Source organism: Stenotrophomonas sp. 610A2 (assembly GCF_030549615.1).
In the GTDB taxonomy this organism is placed as follows: Bacteria; Pseudomonadota; Gammaproteobacteria; order Xanthomonadales; family Xanthomonadaceae; genus Stenotrophomonas; species Stenotrophomonas pigmentata.
This window is the reverse complement of record NZ_CP130832.1, coordinates 4003060-4028458: the sequence shown is the minus strand read 5'-3', so window position 1 is coordinate 4028458 and position 25399 is coordinate 4003060. Positions and strand designations below refer to the sequence as shown.

Annotated in this window: 17 protein-coding genes; 11 read left to right on the top strand and 6 right to left on the bottom strand. The window is 64.6% G+C overall.

The features are described from left to right. Positions 1–303: 303 nt before the first annotated feature. A complete protein-coding gene (locus Q5Z11_RS17785; protein ID WP_303747625.1) occupies positions 304–1227 on the bottom strand; it encodes a LysR family transcriptional regulator in 924 nt (307 codons plus the stop codon). Between the two features lie 108 nt (positions 1228–1335). On the opposite strand from Q5Z11_RS17785, the gene Q5Z11_RS17780 reads away from it, so the two are divergent. The 3 genes from Q5Z11_RS17780 (at position 1336) to Q5Z11_RS17770 (ending at position 3547) form a co-directional block, all read left to right on the top strand. Then, positions 1336–2847 carry an FAD-dependent oxidoreductase gene (locus Q5Z11_RS17780; protein ID WP_303747624.1) on the top strand — a complete coding sequence of 504 codons (1512 nt, stop codon included), beginning with the start codon at positions 1336–1338 and terminating at the stop codon, positions 2845–2847. Positions 2848–2849: 2 nt separating this feature from the next. Beyond that, positions 2850–3041 (top strand): hypothetical protein, encoded by a 192-nt coding sequence (locus tag Q5Z11_RS17775; RefSeq protein ID WP_303747623.1) that lies wholly within the window; start codon positions 2850–2852, stop codon positions 3039–3041. Positions 3042–3166: 125 nt separating this feature from the next. Then, on the top strand, positions 3167–3547 hold the full coding sequence (locus Q5Z11_RS17770; RefSeq protein ID WP_303747622.1) for a hypothetical protein: 381 nt from the start codon (positions 3167–3169) through the stop codon (positions 3545–3547). Positions 3548–3734: 187 nt separating this feature from the next. On the opposite strand, the gene Q5Z11_RS17765 is transcribed toward Q5Z11_RS17770, so the two are convergent. From Q5Z11_RS17765 to Q5Z11_RS17745, 5 genes are read right to left on the bottom strand one after another with little or no spacing between them, the layout of a single operon-like run. After that, the gene (locus Q5Z11_RS17765) at positions 3735–4643 is read right to left on the bottom strand and encodes a 2-dehydro-3-deoxygalactonokinase (protein WP_303747621.1); all 909 of its coding nucleotides are present in this window, start codon (positions 4641–4643) and stop codon (positions 3735–3737) included. Beyond that, positions 4640–5554, bottom strand: coding sequence for an SMP-30/gluconolactonase/LRE family protein (locus Q5Z11_RS17760; RefSeq protein ID WP_303747620.1), 915 nt, complete (start codon positions 5552–5554; stop codon positions 4640–4642). The genes Q5Z11_RS17765 and Q5Z11_RS17760 overlap by 4 nt, the downstream gene beginning before the upstream one ends. Continuing rightward, entirely contained in the window at positions 5548–6699 is a 1152-nt protein-coding gene (gene dgoD / locus Q5Z11_RS17755; protein ID WP_303747619.1) for a galactonate dehydratase, read from the bottom strand. Before dgoD ends, Q5Z11_RS17760 begins: the two co-directional genes overlap by 7 nt. Beyond that, entirely contained in the window at positions 6696–7313 is a 618-nt protein-coding gene (locus tag Q5Z11_RS17750) for a 2-dehydro-3-deoxy-6-phosphogalactonate aldolase (protein ID WP_303747618.1), read from the bottom strand. Before Q5Z11_RS17750 ends, dgoD begins: the two co-directional genes overlap by 4 nt. A gap of 1 nt (position 7314) precedes the next feature. Beyond that, the gene (locus tag Q5Z11_RS17745; RefSeq protein WP_303747617.1) at positions 7315–8049 is read right to left on the bottom strand and encodes an SDR family oxidoreductase; all 735 of its coding nucleotides are present in this window, start codon (positions 8047–8049) and stop codon (positions 7315–7317) included. 245 nt (positions 8050–8294) lie between these two features. On the opposite strand from Q5Z11_RS17745, the gene Q5Z11_RS17740 reads away from it, so the two are divergent. The 8 genes from Q5Z11_RS17740 to xylB all read left to right on the top strand — a co-directional run bounded on the left by Q5Z11_RS17740 (position 8295) and on the right by xylB (position 25366). Beyond that, positions 8295–9248, top strand: a complete 954-nt coding sequence (locus Q5Z11_RS17740) for a LysR substrate-binding domain-containing protein (protein WP_303747616.1) — start codon at positions 8295–8297, stop codon at positions 9246–9248. Positions 9249–9554: 306 nt separating this feature from the next. Then, on the top strand, positions 9555–12491 hold the full coding sequence (locus tag Q5Z11_RS17735) for a TonB-dependent receptor (protein WP_303747615.1): 2937 nt from the start codon (positions 9555–9557) through the stop codon (positions 12489–12491). 28 nt (positions 12492–12519) lie between these two features. After that, positions 12520–14793, top strand: coding sequence for a sialidase family protein (locus Q5Z11_RS17730; protein ID WP_303747614.1), 2274 nt, complete (start codon positions 12520–12522; stop codon positions 14791–14793). Between the two features lie 83 nt (positions 14794–14876). Then, entirely contained in the window at positions 14877–16712 is a 1836-nt protein-coding gene (locus tag Q5Z11_RS17725; protein WP_303750081.1) for a sialate O-acetylesterase, read from the top strand. A 38-nt stretch (positions 16713–16750) separates the two neighbouring features. After that, positions 16751–18442: a DUF5597 domain-containing protein gene (locus Q5Z11_RS17720; RefSeq protein ID WP_303747613.1), complete on the top strand. Its 1692-nt coding sequence runs from the start codon at positions 16751–16753 to the stop codon at positions 18440–18442. 52 nt (positions 18443–18494) lie between these two features. Next, entirely contained in the window at positions 18495–21365 is a 2871-nt protein-coding gene (locus tag Q5Z11_RS17715) for a TIM-barrel domain-containing protein (protein WP_303747612.1), read from the top strand. 97 nt (positions 21366–21462) lie between these two features. After that, entirely contained in the window at positions 21463–23844 is a 2382-nt protein-coding gene (locus tag Q5Z11_RS17710; RefSeq protein ID WP_405051706.1) for a glycoside hydrolase family 95 protein, read from the top strand. A gap of 28 nt (positions 23845–23872) precedes the next feature. Further along, positions 23873–25366, top strand: a complete 1494-nt coding sequence (gene xylB / locus Q5Z11_RS17705) for a xylulokinase (RefSeq protein WP_303747611.1) — start codon at positions 23873–23875, stop codon at positions 25364–25366. The last annotated feature ends 33 nt before the right edge of the window (positions 25367–25399 follow it).

The following is a 25399-nucleotide window of genomic DNA, read 5'->3' as shown; positions in this document are numbered from 1 at the left end:
GCGCAGGCGGCTGCGCTTGCCAATACGGAGATTGTGACTGCTCTGGGACGATCCATAATCTCTCTATCCGGCCTAACTCTTATTAGACCGCCTAAAAGCGGTGTAAAACCGAGTATGCCAACTTTAAGTTCGCTTTTAAATGTATATTATTTCCCCTGCAAACAAGGGCTTGCGATCTTTGGCGCGACTTGCGATCACCTTCTCCCCTGCGGTTAAGTGCCGCTTTTCCACAGTGATATCGAATACACCCTATCCCTGCAGGCGTACTGACGCTTGGACTGTGTTGGTTTCGCTTCGAAGACCTCACTCCACCTCTCGCACTCGCGCCAGTTCCGCAGCATTCCGCAGCGCCTGCAGAAACCTCGCCAGCGGCGCGCTCTGTGGCTCGCCATCGCGGGTGTAAACCATCACTGGCCGTTGCCACGCAAACCCGGGTGCATCCAGCTTCACCCAATGCCCGGCAAGCAGTTCGGCCTGTGCCAGGCGGCTGGGCAGCAACGTGAGATAGCCACCGTCACGAATCATCGCGCGCATGAATTCTGGTGAGCCACTTTCCATGGTGTTGAGCGGTGGTTCCAGCCCGGCTTCATGGAAGCGTTGGCGGAACGCGGCTTCCACCGCGCCAAGGCGGCGACCGAATATCCATGCCTGCTCCAGCAGCTGTGCCGGGGTGATGTCGCGTTGCCTTGCCAATGGGTGACGCACGCTGGCGAGCACGCGGTATTCGTCGTGCATCAACACTTCGCTGTTGATGCGTGGGTCGGGGTCGCCATCGCCAAAGGTGTGCAGGGTGACCACTGCGTCCAGCTCGCGTGCGAGCAGGTTGGGCAGCAGTTCGGGCAGGATGCCGCCGCTGACGTGGATGCCGATCTTCGGCCAGTGGCGGCGCAGGGCTAGCACCGCAGGGGCGACCAGCGAGCCGGCAGTGCTGGGGCCGGTGCCGATGCGAACCTGCCCTTCGGCGCCGGTCTGCAGTTCCTGCAGGCGGTCCTCGAATCGGCGGACGGCGTCGTGGGCAGGCTGGGCGTGCTCGATCAGCAGGCGGCCCACGTCGGTGAGCCTGGCCTCACGACTGCCGCGTTCGAACAGACGCGCGCCCAGTTGTTGTTCCAGCGCCTGGATGCCCTTGCTCAGGGCCTGCTGGGTGCGGCCGGTGGCGGCGGCGGCGCGGGTAAAGCTGCCGTGTTCGACCACGGACAGGAAGTAGCGGAGCTGACGGAGATCCATGGCGGTACGCGGTAACAACCAATGGTTGTGGATCGTACTCGAATTGGTTGGCGGTTGGCTGGGTAGTCCATCGATAGTCGGGTCATCGCAATCTCCCGGAGGGGAACCATGGCCAGTCGCAACGCCATCAAACAGTGGGACCAGCAGTACGACCTCGTCATCGCCGGCTTCGGCCTGGCCGCCATGTCCGCCGCCATCGAGGCGCACGATCTGGATCCCAATCTGTCCATCCTCATTCTGGAAAAGGCCAATGAGGCTGAGACCGGTGGCAACAGCCGCGTTGCCGGGCAGTCGTTGCTGATCACCAAGAACGCAAAGGTGCTGGCCGAATACCAGCGCAAGATGAGTGTGGCCAACCCGATCCCGGAAGACATGTTGGTGCCGTGGTCGGAGGCGATGGAAGCGCTGGAACCATGGATCCAGGAGCGTGCGGCCCAAGCCGGTGCGCAGTTCATCCACGGCACCGGCTTCTCCGAGCGCGACGCGGTGCTGGAGTTCCCGGAGTTTGGTGCACGTGAGGCCGTGCATTGCACCGCCACCATCCTGCCGATCCCGTCCGGCGTGTACCTGGCGTTCCGCGAGAACATCCGCCTGCGCCCGCGCATCCAGATCGCATACGAATCGCCGCTCAAGGATCTGGTGCAGGACCCGGATACGCTGGAAGTGTTCGGCGTCATCGCCGAGCAGAACGGTCAGCGGGTGGCGATCCGTGCCAACAAGGGTGTGGTGATGGCGACCGGTGGTTTTGAAGCCAACCTGGATATGCAACGCAATTACTTCGGTCTGGCAAACCCGGCGCCGCTGGGTACGCCGCACAACACTGGCGACGGTATCAAGATCCTGCAGAAAGCTGGCGCCGATCTATGGCATATGCGCAACCAGGGCCAGTCCGGCGGTATCTGGCCGGGCTTCAAGCCGGAAGGCTTCGTCAATGGCTTCCTGCGCAACTTCTTCTGGCAGAGCTTCAGTTGGATCGAGGTGGACGCCAACACCGAGCGTTTCTACAACGAAACCGCGGAGCTGCAGCTCACGCATTACAAGGAAAAGAAGCACGGTCATTGGGTGGATACCCCGCATTACCGTGCGCAGCCGGTGCATATGATCTTTGATGCCATCACCTGCCAGTACAACAAGCTGGTGGTGGAAGTGATGAGTTGGAACCCGGTGGTGGGTGGCTACAAGTGGTCCGAAGACAATTCGGTGGAAGTGGAGAAGGGCTGGATCCAGAAGGCCGATACGCTGGAAGAACTGGCGGTGAAGATCAACCGCGATCCGGCCAAGCTGCGGGCGGAGGTGGAGCGCTACAACGCCGCTTGTGTCGCGAAGAATGATGCCGATTTCGGGCGTAACCCGGAGACCTTGTTCCCGATCGTGCAGGCACCGTTCTATGGCATGCGGGTTGATCCGGTGATCGTGTGCACCGGTGGTGGCGCGCGACGCAATATCAAATCAGAAGTGTTGGACCATGATGGCAAGCGCATTCCGCGTTTGTATGAAGCTGGTGAGATGGGCTCGATGTTCTCCGATCTTTATCAGAACGGTTCGTACCTGACTGAAGCGATGATCTCTGGGCGTGCTGCCGGTCGCGAGATTATCGGCCTTGGCAACTGGGAGGGTTGAGCATGAAGGTTGCCACCCCTGCGATGAAGCTGGATGTGCGTATCAATGACGTGAAGGCTGAAGACGGCCTGCTGGTGATGGATGGTGTGGCCGGCATGTTGCCGTGCAAGACCAGTCTGACGCCTGCAGAGTTTCGGCAGATGATGAAGCTGGCGCTGCGGCCGAGTGTGTTGGCGTTGTTATTCAAGAGGTAAGCCAAAGCGAGGTTGCTTGAGGCCTTTGCTTCTGGCTCTTGCTTGTTTTTTCTTGAAGCCCCTCTCCCGCAGGCGGGAGAGGGGTTGGGGTGAGGGGGCGGTGCGAAGAACCGTGCAGTTATGTTTTGCTTTTCGCTGCATCGGATATTGCACGAGCTAAAGAGCCAAGAGCCCCCTCATCCGCCCCTTCGGGGCACCTTCTCCCGCAGGCGGGAGAAGGGATAGGTGCCAAAGCCAGGGCCAAAGCCAGGGCCAAAGCCAGGGCCAAAGCCAGGGCCAAAGCCAGGGCCAAAGCCAAGGCCAAAGCCAAGGCCAAAGCCAAGGCCACAGCAAAGGCCACAGCAAAGGCCAAAGCAAAGGCCAAAGCAAAGGCAGAAGCCCAAAGCCCAAAGCCCAAAGCCAATGCCAAAGCCCGAAGCCTGAAGCCTGAAGCCAAAAGCCAAAAGCCAAAAGCTAAAAGCCAAAAGCCAAAAGCCAAAAGCCAAAAGCCAAAAGCCAAAAGCTAAAAGCCAAAAGCCAAAAGCTAAAGCCAAAAGCCAAAAGCTAAAGCCGACTTGGCTTCCATCAGACCATTTTCGGTTGACGTGAGCTTTTCAACGGCGGGACTGGCAGAGAAAGAACGCACCAATACGAGCTACATGCGGTGACGTAGCTCGTCACCCAGCTCAGCTCCGCCACTCAACGCGTTACAGCTCAAATGCCGGCCAACTCCAACCGCCGCTGCCACAACGCATACATACCGCGCGCAGCCAGATCTTCCGGGTGCCTTTGCACGCCGATGCCCCAGGAAATCAGTGCCTGCGCATACAGCGCCAGCAAGCGGTCATTACCGATCAGGTGTACCTGCGACAGACGCGGTGTGTGCTCGAGTACGCCGGAGGCCAGTATCTCGTGTCCAATCAGCAGGCCGGATAGATAGGAAGGCAATGCGCTGCCTTCCATCTCGTTGAACAAGCCAAGCGTGCGAACACCGAACAGATGGTGCAGAAGTCCGCCTGTCTGGCGACTGCGTTTGAGCCCGCTTTCAAATGCCCAGGCGTCGAAGCGGCTGTCGTCTTCGGGCATCAGCTTGCCCAGCAGGCTGTGGTTGCGCAGGACCGCATACAGCTCACCGGTCAACGCCGTGGTCAGCCGGCGTACCTTGCCGTCAGCCACCGAAACCCATTTGCTGTGCGTGCCGGGCAGGCAGACCACATGATTGCCTCGCGGCAGTACCGCCAATAACGCAGCTAGCTGGGTTTCTTCACCGCGCATTACATCGGGTACGGCGTCACTGCCGGTGTCGCTGACGCCTGGCACGATCCATAGTGCGCGATCAGCCAACGCGGATGCCTGCAAGGGAACGAGTGCATTTGCCAGGTCATCGATGCCGGCGGGGCAGGGCAGGTAGGGCACTTCCCGCCAGCCGCTGCGGCTGCCGACCATGCCGGACAGGATCAGCAGTGGGTCATTCCAGCCGGCGATCTCCTCGGCCAACACGGCTTCAAACTGTCCAGCGCTGGCTTGCAGGCCGCGTTCGCTGCGGCGGCGCTCGCAGACGTGGCCGTCGTCGTCCAGCCGATACAGACGCAGGCTGCTGGTGCCCCAGTCCACGGCGATCATGGCAACTCCACGCGGTCTACGCTGGCGTTCAATTGCGGATGCTTCCAGACAAAGATGCCGCCAGCGCTGGGTTGTGCCGTGAGTGCGGCTGTATCCAGACCGATGCGAGCGCTGCTTATGTACAGCGCGCCGGGCGCTACAAAACAGCAGGACGCATTCTGGGTTGGGATATGAACTTGTTGTTCGATGTCGCCATCAGCGGAGTAGCAGGTCACCCGGCCAGCGGCCCAGTGCGCGTTCCACATGCGGCCTTGCGCATCGATAACCGCACCGTCCGGCTCGACTCCGGGTTCACTTAACGCAGCGAACGCCTGCAAATCCGTAACCTGGGCGCTATCCGGGTCGTAGCGGCCAGTGATGATGTTGGCCTGCGGTGAGTCGCAGAAGTAGATGCGCGTGCCTTCGGGACTGAAGCAGATCGCATTGGGAATCGTCGCTGGCGGCAAGGGCAGGCGACGCAGGCCGTGCTGCGCGCTCCATTGATAGAAGCTGCCGGCGCGGCGCCCGTCCGCATACTCGCTCTTGGTGCCGAATACGAAGTTGCCGTGGCGGTCGGCACGGCCGTCATTGATGCGGGTATCGTGGTTGTCTGCTTCCACCTGTGCCAGCAGTTGCAGGCGGAGTTCACGGTCCTGCAGCTGTGCTTCCGGATCGGCTGCATGCAGGCCATTGGCCAGGCCCAGCAGCAGGCGGCCGTCGCTGGCCAGGGCAAGGCAACCCAGCGGTTCGTGCAGTTGCCAGTACTGGCTGTGGCCGCTGGCTGGATCGTGGCGCCACAGGCGCGCGGCCAGGATGTCGGTCCAGTACAGGACCTTGCGGCGGTCGCACCAGAGGATGCCTTCGCCCAGCTCGCAACGGCTGTCTACCAGCAGTTCGGCATGTGCTACCTCAACACCTGCGTCACTTACCATTCGGCCACGCTGCCGTCGCTGTGGCGCCACAGCGGATTACGCCAGCGCGGCGGATTCTTGTTGGCTTCGATCAGGCGTGCTTCGTCGATCTCCACGCCCAACCCCGGTTTAGGCAGGGCGGAGATACAGCCTTGCGCATCGCAGGCGAAGTCGTCCTTGTTGATGACGTAATCCAGCAGGTCCGCACCTTCGTTGTAGTGGATGCCGATGCTCTGTTCCTGCAGCACCGCGTTGTGGGCGACGAAGTCCAGCTGCAGGCAGGCGGCCAGCGCCACCGGCCCGAGTGGGCAATGCGGTGCCAGTGCGACGTCATGTGCCTCGGCCATGGCGGCGATTTTGTGGCATTCGCTGATGCCACCTGCGTGCGACAGATCCGGCTGCAGGATGGACAGGCCACCGGCAGCCAACACCGGCTTGAACTCGGTGCGCGAATACATGCGCTCGCCAGCCGCCAGTGGAATGCTGCTGATTTCGGACAGCGGGCGGTAGTACTCCCATTGCTCCGGCAGCACCGGCTCTTCGACGAACAACGGACGGTATGGTGCCAGTTCCTTCAGCAGCACACGCGCCATCGGTGCACTCACCCGGCCGTGGAAGTCGATGCCGAAATCCACGCTGTTGCCGAGTGCGTCGCGGATGGTGGCGACTTTCTCGATGGCAGTGTCTACGGCGCGCGGGCTGTCGATCATCTTCAGTTCCTCGGTGCCGTTGAACTTGAAGGTGTCATAACCCAGTGACTTGTAGTGCCGCATCTGGTTGACGATATCGGCCGGGCGGTCGCCGCCAACCCAGCGGTACGTCTTCATGCGATCGCGCACCAGGCCGCCGAGCAGTTGGTAGACCGGCACGCCCAGCGCCTTGCCCTTGATGTCCCACAGCGCTTGGTCGATGCCGGCAATGGCGCTCATCAGGATCGCGCCGCCGCGGTAGAAGCCGCCGCGGTACAGCACCTGCCACAGGTCGTTGATGCGTGCTGGATCCTTGCCGATCAGGTAATCGCCCAGTTCGTGCACCGCCGCCTCGACGGTGGCGGCGCGGCCTTCGATCACCGGTTCGCCCCAGCCGCTGATGCCTTCGTCGGTCTCGATCTTGAGGAACAACCAGCGCGGCGCGGCCTGGTAGGTGGTCAGACGCACGATCTTCATGCCGAGTAGTCCAGGTAGGCCTGGCGGAAAGCACGCGCGTTATCGCGGGTGGTCTGCACCGATTGGCCGGGTTGATAAAGGTCACCGCCGGTGCCCGCACCCTGACAACCAGCGGAAAGATAGCTGGCCAGGGTTGCGGGGGAGACGCCACCGACGGCGAAAAGAGGTACGGGCGGCAGCACGCTGCGCAGGGCGCGGATTAGTGCGGGGCCGTGAACGGATGCGGGGAACAGCTTCAGCATCTGCGCGCCTGCGCGCAGTGCCTGGAATGCTTCGCTGGCAGTGGCAAAACCGGCTGCCACCAGCAGTCCTTCGGCAACGGCGCGTTGGATCAGCTGCGGGTCGGTATTGGGCGTGACCATCAAGCGGCCGCCGGCACGCAACAGCGCGTCGATGTGTTCGGGCAGCACCACCGTGCCAGCGCCGATGCAGGCGTGCTGGCCGTGGCGCTGCACGCTGCGTTGCACGCTCTGCTCCCAGCCTGGCGAGTTGCTTGGTATCTCGATCGCGTCGAAGCCTTCCTCGACCAGTGCATCGACATGTGCATCCACCTCACCCGGCGTGATGCCGCGCAGGATCGCGATCAAGGGCAACTGGAAAGGCAGGGCGGTCATGTCAGTCGTGGTAAACCTGTGAGCGGCCGCCATCGATCAGGATGTCGGTGGCGTTGATGAAGCGCGCTTCGTCGCTGGCCAGGAACAGCGCGGTATACGCTACTTCTTCCGGGCTGCCGATGCGGCGCGGGGGCAGCAGCGCGGTCTGGCGTTCGCGAGCGCCGGGCTCGCGCTCGAACCAGGCTTCGATGCGCGGCACCAGGATCAAACCCGGCGAAATCGAGTTCACGCGGATGCCGTGCGCGGCGTATTCGACGCCGAGCGAACGGGTCATGCCGATCAAGGCGTGCTTGGCCACGGGATATGGGAACGCACCGCGAATGATCTTGTGGCCATGCACCGAGGCGATGTTGACGATGGCGCCAGCCTGTTGCACGACCATGCCGGGCAGCACGGCCTTGCACAGCTGCCAGGCACCTTCCAGGTTCAAGGCGAAGCAGCGCTGCCACTGCGCGTCATCCAATGCCAGCGGATCGGAGAACACATCGGCGCCGGCATTGTTGACCAGCACATCGATGCGGCCATGGCGGGTGAGGGTGGCTTCGATCAGGCCGCGCATCGCGGCGGCATCGGTGATGTCGCCCTGCAGCAGCTCGAAACCGTCGGCGTCGGCGGCAATCAGGTCGATGCCGACCACCTGCGCGCCTTCGTTGACGAACAGGCGCGCGATGGCCGCGCCGATGCCGCTGGCGGCACCGGTCACCACTGCCACCTTGCCGGCCAGGCGAGCGCTCATCGGCTGCCTCCGGCCCGGCAAACACAGTGGCCGCCCGCGCTGCTGGCGCTGGCTGATCCTGAAACCTTCATCCCTTTCTCCCTGGAGCCTGCTGTCGGTACTGGCCGCGCCGGCCCGGCAGGGCGGCAGCGGTGCTGACGGAAGCGTGGCATAGCCTTGCGTGAGAACCTATGTGCGACAAATGAAATTTTTGTCGTAATGTATTCGCTGGGCGAATAGCTACTCCGTCGAGGGGATCGACACGCATGGTTCAACCCACCACCGGCTGGTTCAATGCCACCCGTTTGAAGACCCGTCACCTGTTGCTGCTGCTGCATCTCTACGAGCAACGCTCGGTGCTGCGCGCGGCCGAGGCGGCCAATATGACCCAGCCGGCGGCGTCCAAGCTGCTGGCTGAAATGGAGGACCTGCTGGGCGTGCCGCTGTTCGAGCGGCATGCGCGCGGGGTGGAACCGACCTGGTACGGGCAGGTGCTGATCCGCCGCGCGCGCTCTGCGCTGTCGGAGATCGGCCGCGCCCAGGACGAGATCGCCGCGCTGCGCAGTGGCCGTACCGGCCAGGCTGCCATCGGCACCGTGGTCAACCCGGGCACCAACCTGGTGCCGCAGGCGGTGGCCGCGCTCAAGCGCGACTTCCCCGACATCCTGATTCGGATCGAGATGGACTACAGCCGGCCGCTGGTGGCCAAGCTGCTCGACGGCCAACTCGACATCGTGGTCGGCCGCATCATGGGTGCCGAGGGCAGCAGTGAGCTGGAATTCGAGCCGCTGGCGGACGAACCGCACTCGGTGATTGTCCGTGCCGGCCATCCCTTGGCCGGGCGCAAACGCGTCAGCTACGGCGACCTGGTCGACTACGGCTGGATCATGCCGCCCGATGGCAGTGTGCTGCGCTCGCGGTTGGACGCGGTGTTCCTGGAGCATGGCCTGGTGCCGCCGCAGAACATCGTCGAGACCACCTCGCTGCCGGTCACCATCCATCTGTTGCGGCACAGCGACATGTTGACCGCGTTGCCGGCCGAGTCGGTCGCGCCCTACCTGCAGACCGGGCAGATGCTGGTCTTGCCGATCGCACTGGACGTGCGCATGGAGTTCTTCGGCATCATCCGCCGCCGCGACCAGTTGCTGTCCCCCGGCGCCGAGCGCGTGCTGGAGGCGCTGCGGTCAACCGCGCGGAGGTTGTACCCGCCGGTCGCCTGAACCGGGGTATTCGCTTCCGATATACATCCTGCGCATTTTTTCATTGGTCGGGCATGTGTACCCGCGCCTATGCTCGCCGCCGTGATGGTCGATGGCCATCGGTATCAGGGTCGGTGGTCGCAGGCACAGGGGATGGAGGCGAATCCACCGGCAACGAAGGATGTGAAGAGCGGTTAGTCGAGTGCCTCGCTAGCGCGGGGTGCGTTAGTACGCGGTTTTCAATCTGCTTCACCTGGTGCCAAAGGCGCAATGACGTCGGTGCTGGGACAACTCAATCGTCGTCATGTGTCCTGGGAGGGAACACTCATGTCAACGTTCCAGCGCCGCCTTACGGTGGCCAATAGTGCGCGCCGTCGTGCGTGTACCGGTCTGCAACCCACTGTGCTTGCCCTGAGTGTCGCGCTGCTGTTGTCCGCAGCTGCACAGGCGCAGGACGCCGCGCCCGCCAAGGCCACCGAGCTCGACAAGGTCCAGGTCACCGGCACCCGTGGCAGCCTGACCAAGGCGCAGGTGATCAAGGAAACCAGCGACCAGATCGTTGATTCAATCGTTGCCGAAGACATCGGCAAGCTGCCCGACAACAACGTCGCCGAAGCCCTGCAGCGCATTACCGGCGTGCAGATCACCCGCAACAAGGGCGAGGGCAGCGACATCATGGTGCGCGGCCTCACCCAGGTGCGCAGCGAGCTCAATGGCCGTGACATCTTCACCGCCAACAGTGGCCGTGCGCTGAGCTGGGAAGACGTGCCGGCCGAACTGCTGGGCGGTGTGGATGTCTACAAGAACCCCAGCGCCGAATTGATAGAAGGCGGCCTCGGTGGCCTGGTCAACCTGCGTACGCGCATGCCGTTCGACCAGGAAGGCATGAAGCTGTCCGGCAGTTTCACCGTCAACAAGTGGGACCTGCGCGATTCGGTGCAGCCGTCGGCCTCGTTCCTGTTCTCCAACCGCTGGAACACCAATGCCGGCGAGTTCGGCGTGCTGTTCAATGTTGCCCATCAGGAAGGCCAGTACCGGGAAGACCGCATCAACATGGGCAGCTACCTGGCCTATGACGATGTGCCCGGCTACGAAGGCAAGGAAGTAGTGGTGCCCAGCGAAGTGGGCATGTACAGCCACTTCGGTGACCGTGAGCGCGACGGCCAGTACATCGCCCTGCAATGGAAGCCCAACGACGACATCGAGCTGTACGCCACCGGCCTGCGCTCTGACTACAAGTTCCGCAACCGCGAATACAGCGTGCGTGTGGGCAACCTCAACAACAATACCCAGGACCTGGTGAACTGGTCCGGCAACGGCTGGGGCTTCGTCTCGCCGAGCATTCCGGGCTATGAGAACTTCAACGACCCGTTCGGCTTCGATGGCAACGGTGAGTTCGAGTACGGCACCTTCAACAATGCACTGGTGACCACCACCTCGCGCATGGATTGGCGCAACTCGGTCACCACCGATCTTGCATTGGGCGGCAAGTGGCAGGTCAACGACAACCTCCACCTGTCCACCGATTTCCAGTACATCGATGCCACCACCGAGAGCGTCAACTACTGGGTTGACCTGCTCGCCGGCCAGGTGGATCCGGATGACTGGCGCGGCTGGTCCGGGCTGTACGGCGTGCCGCCGGTACGCGTGGACATGACCGGCAAGTACCCGACCGTGACCGTGCTGGACCGCGACACCGGCAAGCCGATCGACGGCTATATGAGCGACATCAGCAACTACGGTGGCTGGTACTCGCACCTGGACAAGCGCGACAACAACGACGCTGACCAGTTCTCCTGGCGCGCCGACCTGCGCTGGGATTTCCTCGACAGCGACCTGCTCAATGACCTGCGCATGGGCGTGCGCTATACCGATCGCTCGGCCATCACCCGCAGCTCGGGCTGGAACTGGCAGAAGATCGCCCCGGCCGGCACCGACAACGCCTGGGGCAGTTTCTCGGCAGCACCGTTCAAGGACTATCCGGACGCCTGCTACCGGCTGTTCCCGTTCACCGACCATTTCCGTGGCGCCAGTGGCCTGCCGACCGGCTACGTGGCCTGCGACCAGATGGTTGCTGATTACGAGAACACCGTGCGCATGTTCGGCCACGATCCGGTTGCCTACAACCCGACCACCGACATCCGCGACTACACCGAGAACACCTATGCCGCATACGCGATGCTGCGCATGGGCCAGGACGACGCGCGCTTCCCCTGGGATGCCAACGTTGGCGTACGCGTGGTGCGCACCGAAACCTCGGTCAAGGGTTACGAGCTGGAACAGAACTCGCCGTCGAACGAGGTGGCGAAGATCGACGTCACCAACTCCTATACCGATGTTCTGCCGAGCCTGAACTTCCGCATGTTCCTGACCGACAGCCTGCAGTGGCGCGTGGCTGCCTCGCGTGCGATGTCGCGCCCGGACTTCGATCTGCTCGATCCCTACGTCTACCTCAACGACACCTTCTTCGACTTCAATACCGGCGGCGTGTCCTATGCCAGCCGTGGCAATCCTTACCTGAAGCCGATGTATTCCAACCAGTTCGATACCTCGCTGGAATGGTATTTCGGCCAGGGCTCGATGCTGTACGGCACCGCGTTCTACAAGAAGGTGAAGGGCTTCTACTACTACGACACCATCGCGGCCAATTACTACGACGCCAACTTCGACGTGCCGCTGGAGGGCTCGACCACTGGCGAGACCCGCGCCTGCGTCAGCGCCGAGTGCGTGCGTGAGTTCCAGCTGCAGACGCGTTCGAATGGCAAGGACGGCAAGATCAAGGGTCTGGAGCTCGGCTACCGCCAGTTCTTCACTTTCCTGCCAGGCGTGCTGGATGGCCTGGGTTTCGAAGCCAACTACACCTACGTGGACAGCAAGGCACCGGCACCGGATGCTGCAGGCACCGATGGCGTGGAGATCTCCTACCTGCCGTTGGAAGGCCTGTCCAAGAACAGCTACAACGTGGTGCTGATGTACGAAAAGTCCCGCGTTTCGTTCCGCGCCGCCTACAACTGGCGTGATACCTGGCTGGTCACCACGCGTCCGCCGAATGCCGGCCACGTGCCGCAGTACCACGACGCCACCGGCCAGCTGGATGCGTCGCTGCGCATCAACCTCAACGAGATCTGGTCACTGACGATTGACGGCACCAACCTGCTCGATGAGGTGCGCTCGGACTACTACGGCAGCAGCAGTCGTCCGAATGGCTGGTACATCAATGATCGCCGTTACGGCATGAGCATCCGGGCCAACCTGGATCTGTAAACGCGGCTTGGGTAGACGGAGGTGCGGTATGGCAGGTATCAGGCGCTTCAACACGGGTAGCACGCAGCGGCAGGCGGCTACCACCAGCGCAGGATATCTGCGGCGATGGTTGGCGGCAGCGGCATTGCTGCTGCCAACCGTGCTCTGCATCCCGGCGGCGCAGGCTGCTGCGGAACCTGGGTACCAGTGGCACAACGTCGCCATCGGCGGCGGTGGTTTCGTTACCGGGCTGGTCTTCCATCCGCAGCAACAGGGGCTGCAGTACGCGCGCACCGATATCGGAGGCGCCTACCGCTGGGAGCCGGCGCAGCAGCGCTGGCAACCCCTGCTGGACTGGATGGACGCCAGCGACCAGGGCCGTTTCGGCGTGGAAAGCATGGCCGTCGATCCGGCCGACCCCGAACGCCTGTACATGGCGGTGGGCACCTACCTGCACGAGCGCGGCAGCAACGGCGTGATCCTGCGTTCGAACGACCGCGGGCAGAGTTTCCAGCGCACCGAACTGCCCTTCAAGATGGGCGGCAACGAATTGGGCCGCGCCAATGGTGAGCGCCTGGCGGTGGACCCGAATGACGGCAAGGTGCTGTTGTTCGGTACCCGTGCCAATGGCGTGTGGCGCAGTGCCGACGGTGGTATCAGCTGGAGCGAGTTGACCTCGTTCCCGGCAATCGCCAAATCCACCGCAGCCACCGCGCAGAGCTGGGGCGGTGCGCAGGCCATCGGCGTGGCCTTCATCAATTTCGAACCCGACAGCAAGGGTGGCGACGGTGCATCGCGCACGGTGTACGCCGGCGTCTCGACCCAGCAGACCGCGCTGTACCGCTCCGACGATGCCGGCAGCAGCTGGCAGGCGGTTCCGGGCCAGCCGACCGGCTTGCGTCCCAACCACATGGTGCGCGACAGCCTGGGCCGCTGGTTGCTGAGCTACGGCGACCAGCCCGGTCCCAACACCATGAACAACGGTGCGCTGTGGCGCTTTGATCCGCGCGACGGTGCATGGACCGACATCACCCCGGTACCGCAGTCCAGCGATCTGCATGGCGACGGCTTCGGCTGGGGCGCGGTGGCGGTTGATCCGCAGGACCCGCAGCGCATCGTCGCCAGCACCTTCAACCGCTTCGCGCCGCATGACGACATCTTCCGCAGCGTCGATGGCGGCCGCAGCTGGACCGCGCTGTCCACGCGCGCCGACTTCGACCACTCCCATGCACCGTGGACCGAGGAAGCACGGCCGCATTGGATCGGCGTGCTGGCGATCGATCCGCACGACCCTGGCCACCTGCAGTTCGTCACCGGCTACGGCATCTGGGATACGCGCGACCTGCGCAGCTTCGACGAAGGCAAGCGCCTGACCTGGCGTTTCCCGCTGGCCGGCTTCGAGGAGACCGTTCCGCTGGCGCTGGTAAGCCCGCCGCAGGGCGCGCACCTGGTCAGTGGCCTGGGCGACATTGACGGCTTCGTGCATGACGATCTGGACACGCCACAGCAGCGGTTTTCCGGCGTGCGCTTCTCCAATACCGAAAGCCTTGCCTATGCCGGGCAGGCACCGCAGCTGATGGTGCGTACCGGCTATTTCCATGACCGCCCCGAAGGCGCGGTGCGCGCGGCCTGGTCGAAGGATGGCGGCCGCAACTGGACGGCATTCGCGCACGAGCCACCCGATGGCGAAGGTGCAGGCCGCATCACCCTGGCCGCCGATGGCAAGCGGGTGATCTGGCAGACCCGCAATGGCGGCCATTGGCTCAGTGCCGATTTCGGCGGCCGCTGGCAGGCGGTGAAAGGCCTGCCGAAGAATGCGGTGGTGGAAGCGGACAAGCTGGAGGCAGGCGTGTACTACGGCTTCGATCCGGTCAGTGGCGCGCTGTATGTCAGTGGCGACGGCGGCGTGGAATTCCGTCAGGCCGAGGCCGGCGTCGGCGCGGTGGGTGATTGGTTCCGTGCCGAGATCCGACCGAATCCGTGGCAGGCCGGTGAGGCCTGGGTTGCCGCTGGTTGGCGAGGCCTGTTGCACTGGTCGCCGGGCAAGCTGCGCCGTGTGGAAGGCCTGGACAACGTGTTCTCGGTCGGGCTGGGCAAGCCGCTCAAGGACGGTGACACGCCGGTGCTGTTCGTATTCGGCGAAATGGCCGGCAAGCGTGGCCTGTACCGCTCGGACAATGGTGGCCGCCGCTGGACCCGCATCGACAACGACGCGCAGCGCTTTGGCGGCGTGATCCGTCACGTCACCGGTGATACGCGCATTCCCGGCCGCATCTATTTCGGCACCGAAGGCCGTGGCATCTGGTACGGAGAATCGAATTGAAACCGTTGTTCGCAGTGATTGGCCTGGCAGCGCTTGCCAGTAGTGCACAGGCAGTTGAGCTGCCGCGCGTGTTCGCCGACGGCATGGTGCTGCAGCGTGACCAGCCCTTGCCCGTATGGGGCAAGGCTGCACCGGGTGCACAGGTACGCATCGATTTCGCTGGCAGGCAGGTGACGGTGAAGGCCGCTGCCGACGGCAACTGGCGTGCGCAGTTGGCTGCGCTACCGGCTGGCGGCCCGTATGTGCTGAGCATCGACGACAAGGCTGTGCCAAAGCAGTTGCATGACGTCTACGTCGGTGAAGTGTGGCTGGCCTCGGGCCAGTCCAACATGGAATGGCCACTGGCCCAGACCGATGGCGCCGAGGCGGCGATAGCAGCTGCCAATGATCCGCTGATCCGCCATTTCAAGATTCCCAAGTCGTGGGCCGGCGCACCGCAGTGGCAGCTCACTGGCGGCGACTGGCGGCAGGCAAATCCCCGCACTGCCGGTGATTTCTCGGCAGTGGCGTATTACTTCGCACAGCAGCTGCGCGCGCGCACCGGTGTAGCGGTAGGCATCATCGACAGCACCTGGGGCGGCAGCACCATCGAAGCATGGACCGACGCAGCAACGCATGGCCTGGACAGCGCCGCGCTGGCCGCGCAGGCAGCTGCATTGCGCGACGCCGATGCCAAGGCATTGCAGGTTACCCACGCCAACCTTGCGCGCTGGCCGCAGCTGCCGGCAGATGCCAGCCACTGGCATGAGGCCGATGTCGATGCGGCGCAGTGGACCACCATCACCGTGCCCGGCCTGTGGGAAAGCCAGGGCTGGAATGGCATGGACGGCGTTGCCTGGTACCGCGCCAGCTTCCGTCTCAGTGCCGATGAAGCCGCCATGGGCGTGACCCTGGGCGTGGGCCGCATCGACGACAGCGATACCACCTGGGTCAACGGCCAGCAGGTCGGCGAAACCAAGCTGCAGTACAACCTGGCGCGTCGCTACAGCGTGCCCGCGTCCGCTTTGCATGCCGGCCTCAACCATGTCGCGGTGCGCGTGCAGGACTTCGGTGGCGGTGGTGGCATCCACGGCGAAGCCAGTGAAGTGTTCGTGCAGCCGCAGGGCGCGGCCGCGCGTGCGCTGGATGGCTGGAGCTTCCGCGTCGAGAGCGCACAGGTCGCGCTGGTCGATGACAAGAACCAGCACCCAACCCTTCTCTACAACGCGATGATCCATCCACTGCAGGATTACGGCGTGCGCGGCGTGCTCTGGTACCAGGGCGAATCCAACGCCAACACCTTGCCGCAGGCACAGACGTACCGGCAGCAGTTCCCTGCATTGATCACGCAATGGCGCGCACGGTGGAAGGCACCTGCGCTGCCGTTCCTGTGGGTGCAGCTGGCGCCGTTCTCGTCCGGTGCGGACCAACGCGATGCCGATGATGTGGCGATCGAAAGCCCGTGGGCGCTGCTGCGCGAATCGCAGAGCGCCACGCTGTCGCTGCCAGCCACCGCGCAAGTGGTGATCACCGACGTTGGTGATGTGCACGATATCCACCCGCGCAACAAGCGTACCGTTGGCGATCGCCTGGCGCTCGCCGCAGGGAAGCTGGTTTATGGCGACAGCACGGTCGTTGCATCCGGCCCGAGCCATGTCGGCCATGACGTGCAGGGCAACAGCGTGGTGCTGCGTTTTGACGCGGGCGCTGCGCCATTGCAGGTAGGCGGTGGCGGTGAACTGAAGGGCTTTGAGGTTGCTGGCAGTGATGGGCATTTCCATCGCGCGCAGGCACGCATCGATGGCAACCGGGTGATCCTGCAGAGCAGCGCGGTGAAGGCGCCGGTGGCCGCACGCTACGGCTGGAGCGATACCGCGCAGGGCGCCAACCTGACAGGTGCCACCGGCTTGCCGGCGTCACCTTTCCGCACCGGGCCATGACCGTGCGGACTACCTGCATGAAGCAAAAGGAAACGACCATGAAGCTGACTTTCCAACGTTCCGCGCCGGTCACCGGTGGCCTGCTCGCAACCGCGATGGCATTGCTGTTGGCTGCCTGTGGCGGCGCCAGCCCGGACGCACCCGCAGCGCAAGGTGGCGAAGCCAAGGCTGCAGCCGCGACCTCGGCCGCAGCAGCGGAACTGCCGCGCGTGGTCACCGAGAATGGTCGCCATGCCTTGTTCGTCGATGGCAAGCCGTTCCTGATCCTTGGCGCGCAGGTCAACAACTCCAGCAACTACCCGCAGGCGCTGGACGACGTATGGCCGGCCATCGACATCGTCAAGCCGAACACGGTGATGGTGCCGGTAGGCTGGGAGCAGGTGGAAGCCAAGGAGGGCGAGTTCGATTTCGCCTTCGTCGATACCCTGCTGGAGCAGGCCCGCGAAAAGAAAGTGCGGTTGATCCTGCTGTGGTTCGCCACCTGGAAGAACAACGGCCCGAACTACGCGCCGGAGTGGGTGAAGCTGGACAACCAGCGCTTCCCACGCGTGATCACCGCCGATGGCCGCACCCTCAACTCGTTGTCGCCGCATGCACCGGCAACCCTGGAGGCAGACCGCAAGGCCTTCGTGCAGCTGATGCGTCACCTCAAGGCCAAGGACCCGCAGCACACCGTGATCATGGTGCAGCCGCAGAACGAGCCGGGCACCTATGGCAGCGTGCGTGATTTCTCGCCGCTTGCGCAGAAGGACTTCGATGCGGCGGTGCCCGAGGCCTTGCTGAAGAAGCTGGGCAAGCAGCCGGGGACGTGGCGCGACGTGTTCGGGGCCGATGCCGACGAGTTCTTCCATGCCTGGCATATCGCCCATTACATCGACCAGGTCGCTGCCGCCGGCAAGGCCGAGTACAACTTGCCGATGCTGGTCAATGCAGCATTGCGCGGCCCGTTCAACCCGGGCCAGCCCGGCCAGTACGCCAGCGGTGGCCCAACCGACAACGTGCTGGACGTGTACAAGGCAGCAGCGCCGAACATCGACCTGTTGGCGCCGGACATCTACATGCCCGAGTACACGATGTACACCACGGTGCTGGAGCGCTATTCGCGCGCCGACAATCCGCTGTTCGTCGCCGAGACCGGCAACCGCGAGGAGTACGCGCGTTATTTCTTCTCCGCGTTGGGCCACCAGGCCATCGGCTGGTCGCCGTTCGGCATCGACTACTCCAAGTACTCCAACTATCCACTCGGCGCACGGGCCATGAATCCGGAGACGCTGGAGCCGTTCGCGCTCAACTATCGCCTGGTGGCGCCGGCTGCCGGGGTGATCGCCAAGGCCAGCTTCGAGGGCAAGGTGCGCGCCACCGCCGAGCAGCCAGGGCAGGCCGTGCAGACCCTGAAGATCGACGACAAGTGGAACGCGGTGATCACCTATGGCGTGCCGCAGTTCTGGTTCCAGGGCGAGCCGCCGGGCAACCCCGAGCCGATTGGCCGGGCGCTGGTGGTGCAGCTGGCAGCGGATGAATTCCTGGTCACCGGTGCGCACGCGCGCATCAGCCTGGTGGCGGCCGATCCGGCGGTGGCCGAACGGCAGATCTACCACTCGGTGGATGAAGGCACCTATGTCGACGGCGAGTGGAAGTTCCGCCGCCGCTGGAACGGTGACCAGACCGATTACGGCCTCAATTTCTCCAGCGCACCGCAGTTGCTGCGGGTGAAGCTGGCCACGTACTGAGCAGTCGCATACAGCAAGGCGCCAACCAGGCGCCCCAACGGAGGGAGATCCAATGATGTTGCAGAACAAGCACGCGCGGCTGCGCACCAGCCTGCTGGCACTGGCCGTGGCCGCCGCGATGGCGCCGCTGGCCGCATCGGCACAGACCGTGGAGCGCCAGGCCGATGGTGTGATCGTGCGCCCGGCCGATGCCAAGGCCGCCGATGTGCGCCTGCAGTTGGTGGACGACCGCATCGTGCGCGTCAGCGCGGACGTGGATGGTGATTTCCAGCGCAGCCCCAGCCTGATGCGCGTGGCCAACAGTGCGCCGGTGCCGGCATTCGAGGTCAGCCAGGACGCCAGCGCAGTGACCCTGAAGGCCGCGGGCATCTCCGCGCAGGTAGCCCTGGCCGATGGCCGCGTCAGCTTCTTCGATGCCGCCGGCAAGCCGCTGCTTGCCGAGTCGGCCGCAACGCGTGATTTCAGCGCCGGGCAGGTGGAAGGCAAGCCGATGTACAGCGTGCGCCAGCGCTTCGATTCGGTCGAAGGCGAAGCGCTGTACGGCACCGGCCTGCACCAGCAGGGCTGGATGAACCTCAAGGGCCGCGATGTCGAACTGCTCCAGCACAACATCGACAACGCCATTCCCTACCTGATCTCCAGCCGCAACTACGGCATCCTCTGGGACAACAACTCGATCACCCGTTACGGCGACCCCAAGGGCCTGCGGCCGCTGCAGGAAGACCTGGTGGTCTATGACGCGCAGGGCAAGCCGGGTGCATTCACCGCGACCTATTCGTTCGATGGCCAGCAGCGTGTGGTGCGTCGCGAGAATGAGATCAACTACCAGTACATCAAGGACCTGAAGGCGCTGCCCGCCGACGGCTGGAACAAGGCCCAGGGCGGCCGTACCCAGGTGGTGTGGGAAGGCGCCATCGAAGCCAAGCAGGGCGGTCGCCACACGTTCTCGATGTACAACAGCGAGTACGCCAAGGTCTACATCGACGGCAAGCTGGTGATCGACCGCTGGCGGCAGAACTGGAACCCGTGGCACCACGAGTTCGCGCTGGACCTGCAGCCGGGCCAGAAGCATCAGGTGAAGGTGGAATGGGACGCGATCGATCCGGCCTATATCGCGCTGCTGCATCGCGACCCGCTGCCCGCCGCCGAGGCGAATGATCTTTCGATCTGGTCCGAAGCTGGGCAGATGATCGACTACTACGTGGTTACCGGCAGCAATGCCGACGAACTGATCGCCGGCTACCGCGAACTGACCGGCAAGGCCGTGCTGCTGCCGAAGTGGTCGTATGGCTTCTGGCAGAGCCGCGAGCGCTACAAGACCCAGGACGAGCTGACCGGTGCGCTGGACGAGTACCGCCGCCGCAAGCTGCCGATCGACGCCATCGTGCTCGACTGGTCGTACTGGCCGGAAGACGCCTGGGGCTCGCACGACTTCGACAGTAAGAACTTCCCGGACCCGACCGGCATGATCAAGCACGTGCACGACCAGAACGCGCAGATCATGATTTCGGTGTGGCCGAAGTTCTACCCGACCACCGCCAACTACAAGGAACTCGACGCCGCCGGTGCCATGTACCACCGCAACGTCGAAGTCGGCGAGCTGGACTGGATCGGCAAGGGCTACCTGAATTCCTTCTACGACCCGTACTCGCAGAAGGGCCGCGATATCTTCTGGCGCCAGGTCAACGAGAAGCTCAACAGTCGTGGCATCGACGCCTGGTGGCTGGACGCCTCCGAGCCGGACCTGCACAGCAACATCGACATCGGTGAGCGCAAGGCGCGCACCACGCCGACCGCGATCGGTTCCTCGGTGGAGTACTTCAACTCCTATCCGCTGGTGCATTCCGAAGGCGTGTACGAAGGCTCGCGCGAGGTCGATCCGGACAAGCGCGTGTTCATCCTCTCGCGTGCTTACTTCGCCGGCCAGCAGCGCGCCGGTGCGGCGTTCTGGAGCGGTGACATCGTGCCGCGCTGGGACGACATGCGCGAGCAGATCTCCGGCCTGGTCAATGCCTCGATGGCCGGTGCGCCGAACGTCAGCTTCGACATCGGTGGCTTCTCGCCGGAGCAGCGCTTCATCGACAAGGACCCGGCGCACCTGCCGGAGTGGCGCGAGATGAGCCTGCGCTGGTTCCAGTACGGCGCCTTCGTGCCGGTGTTCCGCCTGCACGGCCAGTTCCCGTACCGCGAGATCTGGGAAATCGCCCCGGAAGGCTCGGCGCACTACAACAGCTTCGTCCACTACCTGAAGCTGCGTTACACGCTGCTGCCCTACATCTACACCCTGGCCGGTGATACCTGGCAGAAGGACGGCACCATCCTGCGCGCGATGGCGATGGACTTCCCGGCCGACCCCAAGGTGCGTGACATCGCCGACCAGTACCTGTTCGGCCCGGCCTTCCTGGTTGCGCCGGTGACCGAGTTCAAGGCCACCAGCCGCCAGGTCTACCTGCCGGCCGGCACCAGCTGGATCGACTTCAACACCGGCGAGCGTCATGCCGGTGGCCAGACCATCACCGCTGCCGCACCGCTGGAGCGCAGCCCGCTGTTCGTGCGTGCCGGCTCCATCGTCCCGCGCACCGTGGTCCAGCAGTACGTCGACGAGCAGCCCAACGCACCGGTCACCATCGAGGTCTATACCGGCGCCGACGGCAGCTTCTCGCTGTACGAGGACAACGGCCGCAACTATGGCTACGAGCGTGGCCAGTCCAGCCGCATCGCGCTGCAGTGGGACCAGTCCAAGGGCGTGCTGAGCATCGGTGCGCGCGAGGGCAGTTACCCGGGCATGCAGGACAAGCGCGAGCTGCGCGTGCGCTGGGTCGATGGCCCGCGTGACGGCATTGGCACGCTGGAGCCCAAGGCCGACGTGGTGGTGCGTTACGACGGCAAGGCGCAGGCCATCACCCGTCCGGCTGCCCGCTGACAGCGGCAGCCGAGTTCGGCATTATGGAAACCGGTGGACATTTGAGTCTGGGAGGGCCGGAATGAACGCTGCAAACGGTCCTGCCCCGGTCGTCGGGATGACCACTGAAAGCGCCGGGCTGGCACAGCCCGGCCGCCGTGCGCTGTTCAAGGGCGCGGCGGCCGCGCTGGCCGTCGGCAACCTGCCGCTGGCCGGCATGCTGCAGGCCGCGACACCGGAAGTCGCGGCGTCGGCCGCCGACCTGCTGTGGTATCGGCAGCCGGCGCGCAGCTGGGTGGAGGCCTTGCCGCTGGGCAATGGCCGGCTTGGCGCGATGGTGTTCGGTGGCGTCGCCAACGAGCGCCTGCAACTCAATGAAGACACGCTCTACGCCGGTGGCCCGTACAGCGCGGTCAACCCGCGAGCGCGCGACAGCGTGCAGCGCGTGCGTGAGCTGGTCTTCGCCGGTGACTATGCCGCCGCAGAAGCACTGGCCAACGAGACGCTGATCTCGCGGCCGGTCAAACAGATGCCGTACCAGCCGTTGGGCAACCTGTGGCTGGAGTTCCATCGCCTGGAAGGCATCAGCGATTACCGCCGCGAGCTGGATCTGGATGCGGCTATTGCCCGCACCAGCTTCCGTGCCGGTGCCGGCCTGCATCGCCGCGAGGTGTTCATCTCGCCGGTCGATCAATGCCTGGTGTTGCGCTACACCGTGGAAGACGGTGAGCCGATGGGCGGTTTCATCCGCACCGCCAACGAGCACGCAACCAGTACGACGGCCACCGACGATGGTTGGCTGGTCAGCGGCCACAACGTGTCGCGCGACGGTGTGCCCGGCAAGCTGCGTTTTGCGTTCCGTGTGCAGGTACGCCACGTTGGCGGCAAGCTGCGCATCAACACCGATCACATCGCCTTCGACGGCGTGCGTGAGCTGGAACTGCGACTGGTCGCCGCCACCAGCTACCGCGCCTTCGATGACGTCGGCGGCGATCCGGAAGCGATCACCGCCGCACAGTTGTCCAAGGCCGCAGGCAGAAGCGCCGCGCAGCTGCGCGCCGATCACCTGGCCGAACACCAGCGCCTGTACCGGCGCATGCGCCTGGACCTGGGCCGCACTGTTGCCGCCGACAAGCCTACCGACGAACGCATCGCGGCTTTTGCCAGCGGTGATGATCCGGCACTGGTCGCGCTGTACCACGCCTATGCCCGTTACCTGTTGATCTGCAGCTCGCGTCCCGGCACCCAGCCGGCCAACCTGCAGGGCATCTGGAACGATCTGATGGACCCGCCGTGGGAGAGCAAGTACACGCTCAACATCAACACGCAGATGAACTACTGGCCGGCCGAAGCGGCGGCCTTGCCCGAATGCGTGGAGCCCTTGCAGCGGATGATCGGCGAACTGGCCCGCAGCGGCGCGCTCACCGCGCAGCAGATGTACGGCGTCGATGGCTGGGTGGTGCACAACAACACCGACCTGTGGCGCGTCAGCACGCCGCCCGATGGCGCGCAGTGGGCACTGTGGCCGACTGGCGGCGCGTGGCTGTTGCAGCAGCTGTGGGACCGGTGGGACTATGGCCGCGACCCGGTTTACCTGCGCCAGGTCTGGCCGCTGTTCAAGGGCGCGGCGCTGTTTTTCGTCAACAGCCTGCAGCGCGATCCGAACACCGGCCACCAGGTCACGGTGCCGTCGATCTCGCCGGAGAACCAGCATCCGCACGGCGCGGCGATCTGCGCCGGGCCGAGCATGGATGCGCAGCTGCTGCGCGACCTGTTCGGCCAATGCATCGAAGCCGCTCGCCTGCTCGATACCGATCACGCCTTCGCCGCACAACTGGACACGCTGCGTGCGCAGCTGCCGCCGAACCGGGTCGGGCGCGCCGGCCAGTTGATGGAATGGCAGCAGGATTGGGACATGCAGGCGCCGGAACTGCAGCATCGCCACGTCTCGCATCTGTATGGCCTGCACCCGTCCAGCCAGATCAACCGCCGCGACACACCCGAGCTCAGCGCCGCCGCACGCCGCACCCTGGAACTGCGCGGTGACGAAGCGACCGGCTGGGGCATCGCCTGGCGCCTGAACCTGTGGGCGCGGCTGGGCGAAGGCCAGCGTTGCCTGCAGATCCTGCGCCTGCTGCTGGCACCGCAGCGCAGCTATCCAAACCTGTTCGACGCACATCCGCCGTTCCAGATCGACGGCAATTTCGGTGGCGCCGCCGGCATCGTCGAGATGCTGGTGCAGAGCTGGGGCGGGGCGGTGTTCCTGCTGCCTGCGCTGCCGGCCGAACTGGCGCAGGGCACCTTGCAGGGCGTGCGTGTGCGCAATGCCGGCGTGCTCGACCTGCAGTGGAGCGCAGGCCGCCTGCAGCAGGTCAGCCTGCTGGCCGAACGCGGCGGCGCCTTCAACCTCGTTTACCAAACCCACGAACTGAAACTGGACCTGCGTGCCGGCCAGCGCATCACCGCGCAGCTGCACGACGGTCAATGGAGTCTTGCATGAGTCACCTTGCTTCCCGTTGGTGCGCGGCATGAGCATCGTCGCCGGTATCGACGCGGGCACGCAGAGCCTGAAAGTCGTGGTCTACGACGCCGCGCAACGGCAGTTGCTGGCCACGGCCAGCGCGCCGCTGCAGCTGCACAGTGCCGATGACGGCAGCCGCGAGCAGGACCCGGCAGCGTGGGTCGTGGCGATGGAGGATTGCTTCGCCCGCATCGACCCGCAGCTGCGCCAGCAGGTGCAGGCGCTGGCGGTGTCGGGCCAGCAGCATGGCTTCGTCGCGCTGGATGCGGACGGCAAGGTGCTGGCGCCGGCCAAGCTGTGGTGCGACACCAGCAGCAGCGCCGAATGCGCACGGATCATGGACGCGGCCGGCGGCGCGCAGCGCTGCATCGAACTGGCCGGCAACCCCATCCTTGCAGGCTACACCGCCTCCAAGCTGCCATGGACGGCCAAACACCGGCCGGAGGCTTACGCAAAGCTGGCGCATATCCTGCTGCCGCACGACTACCTGAACTTCGTGCTGACCGGCCAGTACTACTGCGAGCACGGCGATGCCTCGGGCACCGGCTGGCTGGATGTGCGCACGCGTCAGTGGTCGCCGGAACTGCTGAAGGCGACCGATGCCAACCGCGATCTCGCTGCCTGCCTGCCGCCACTGGTGGACGCCGATGCCCTGTTCGATATCGCGCCCGCAGCTGCAGCACGCCTGGGCTTGCGGGCCACGGTGAAGATTGGCGCGGGCGGCGGTGACAACATGATGGCCGCGATCGGCACCGGCTGCGTTGCGCCGGGCAAGCTGGCGATGAGCCTGGGCACGTCGGGCACCTTGTTCGCCAGTTCCAATGTGCCGGTGGTGGATGCCGGCGGCGCATGGGCGGCGTTCTGTTCGTCCAGCGGCGGTTGGTTGCCGCTGATCTGCACGATGAACTGCACCGTGGTCACCGAGCAGGTGGCGCGCATGTTCGGCTTCAGCAGCCGCGACGGCGATGCGCATATCAATGCGACCACGCCGGGCGCAGATGGGCTGGTGATGCTGCCCTTCCTCAATGGCGAGCGCACCCCCGACCTGCCGCTGGGCAAGGGTGTGCTGGCTGGCCTGGACGCCACCACCATGAACCCCTCGCACTTCTACCGCGCAGCGATGGAGGGAGCGACCTATGCACTGAAGTACGGCTTTGACGCCTTCGTCGACGCCGGCATGCGCTTCGACCGCATCGTGCTGACCGGTGGCGGCAGCAACAGCGCTGCCTGGCGACAGATGGTCGCCGATGTATTCGGCCTGCCGGTGGAAGTGCCGCAGCAGTCCGAAGGCGCCGCATTCGGTGCGGCCCTGCAGGCGCTGTGGGCATTGCAGCGCAGCGCCGGCAACGACGCATCCCTGGCCACACTCGCGGCCACCCATGTAACCCCCGATGCCGCAGCCACTGCCACGCCTGACGGCGCGCGCAACGCGGCCTATGCGCTGGCCTACCAGCGCTACCTGCAACACCTGCACGCCGTCATGCCGCTGTACCGCGGTTGATTCTTTCCCCGTAGTTTGTCGACACAGGAATTC

Excerpts from the sequence above, each read along its gene's own strand:
- Q5Z11_RS17710 (WP_405051706.1), top strand. The coding sequence starts at position 21,463 with ATGACCACTGAAAGCGCCGGGCTGGCACAGCCCGGCCGCCGTGCGCTG.
- Q5Z11_RS17715 (WP_303747612.1), top strand. The coding sequence starts at position 18,495 with ATGATGTTGCAGAACAAGCACGCGCGGCTGCGCACCAGCCTGCTGGCA.
- Q5Z11_RS17725 (WP_303750081.1), top strand. The coding sequence starts at position 14,877 with ATGGTGCTGCAGCGTGACCAGCCCTTGCCCGTATGGGGCAAGGCTGCA.
- Q5Z11_RS17750 (WP_303747618.1), bottom strand. The coding sequence starts at position 7,313 with ATGACCGCCCTGCCTTTCCAGTTGCCCTTGATCGCGATCCTGCGCGGC.
- Q5Z11_RS17745 (WP_303747617.1), bottom strand. The coding sequence starts at position 8,049 with ATGAGCGCTCGCCTGGCCGGCAAGGTGGCAGTGGTGACCGGTGCCGCC.
- Q5Z11_RS17765 (WP_303747621.1), bottom strand. The coding sequence starts at position 4,643 with ATGATCGCCGTGGACTGGGGCACCAGCAGCCTGCGTCTGTATCGGCTG.
- Q5Z11_RS17775 (WP_303747623.1), top strand. The coding sequence starts at position 2,850 with ATGAAGGTTGCCACCCCTGCGATGAAGCTGGATGTGCGTATCAATGAC.
- Q5Z11_RS17760 (WP_303747620.1), bottom strand. The coding sequence starts at position 5,554 with ATGGTAAGTGACGCAGGTGTTGAGGTAGCACATGCCGAACTGCTGGTA.
- Q5Z11_RS17735 (WP_303747615.1), top strand. The coding sequence starts at position 9,555 with ATGTCAACGTTCCAGCGCCGCCTTACGGTGGCCAATAGTGCGCGCCGT.
- dgoD (WP_303747619.1), bottom strand. The coding sequence starts at position 6,699 with ATGAAGATCGTGCGTCTGACCACCTACCAGGCCGCGCCGCGCTGGTTG.
- xylB (WP_303747611.1), top strand. The coding sequence starts at position 23,873 with ATGAGCATCGTCGCCGGTATCGACGCGGGCACGCAGAGCCTGAAAGTC.
- Q5Z11_RS17780 (WP_303747624.1), top strand. The coding sequence starts at position 1,336 with ATGGCCAGTCGCAACGCCATCAAACAGTGGGACCAGCAGTACGACCTC.
- Q5Z11_RS17740 (WP_303747616.1), top strand. The coding sequence starts at position 8,295 with ATGGTTCAACCCACCACCGGCTGGTTCAATGCCACCCGTTTGAAGACC.
- Q5Z11_RS17720 (WP_303747613.1), top strand. The coding sequence starts at position 16,751 with ATGAAGCTGACTTTCCAACGTTCCGCGCCGGTCACCGGTGGCCTGCTC.
- Q5Z11_RS17730 (WP_303747614.1), top strand. The coding sequence starts at position 12,520 with ATGGCAGGTATCAGGCGCTTCAACACGGGTAGCACGCAGCGGCAGGCG.
- Q5Z11_RS17785 (WP_303747625.1), bottom strand. The coding sequence starts at position 1,227 with ATGGATCTCCGTCAGCTCCGCTACTTCCTGTCCGTGGTCGAACACGGC.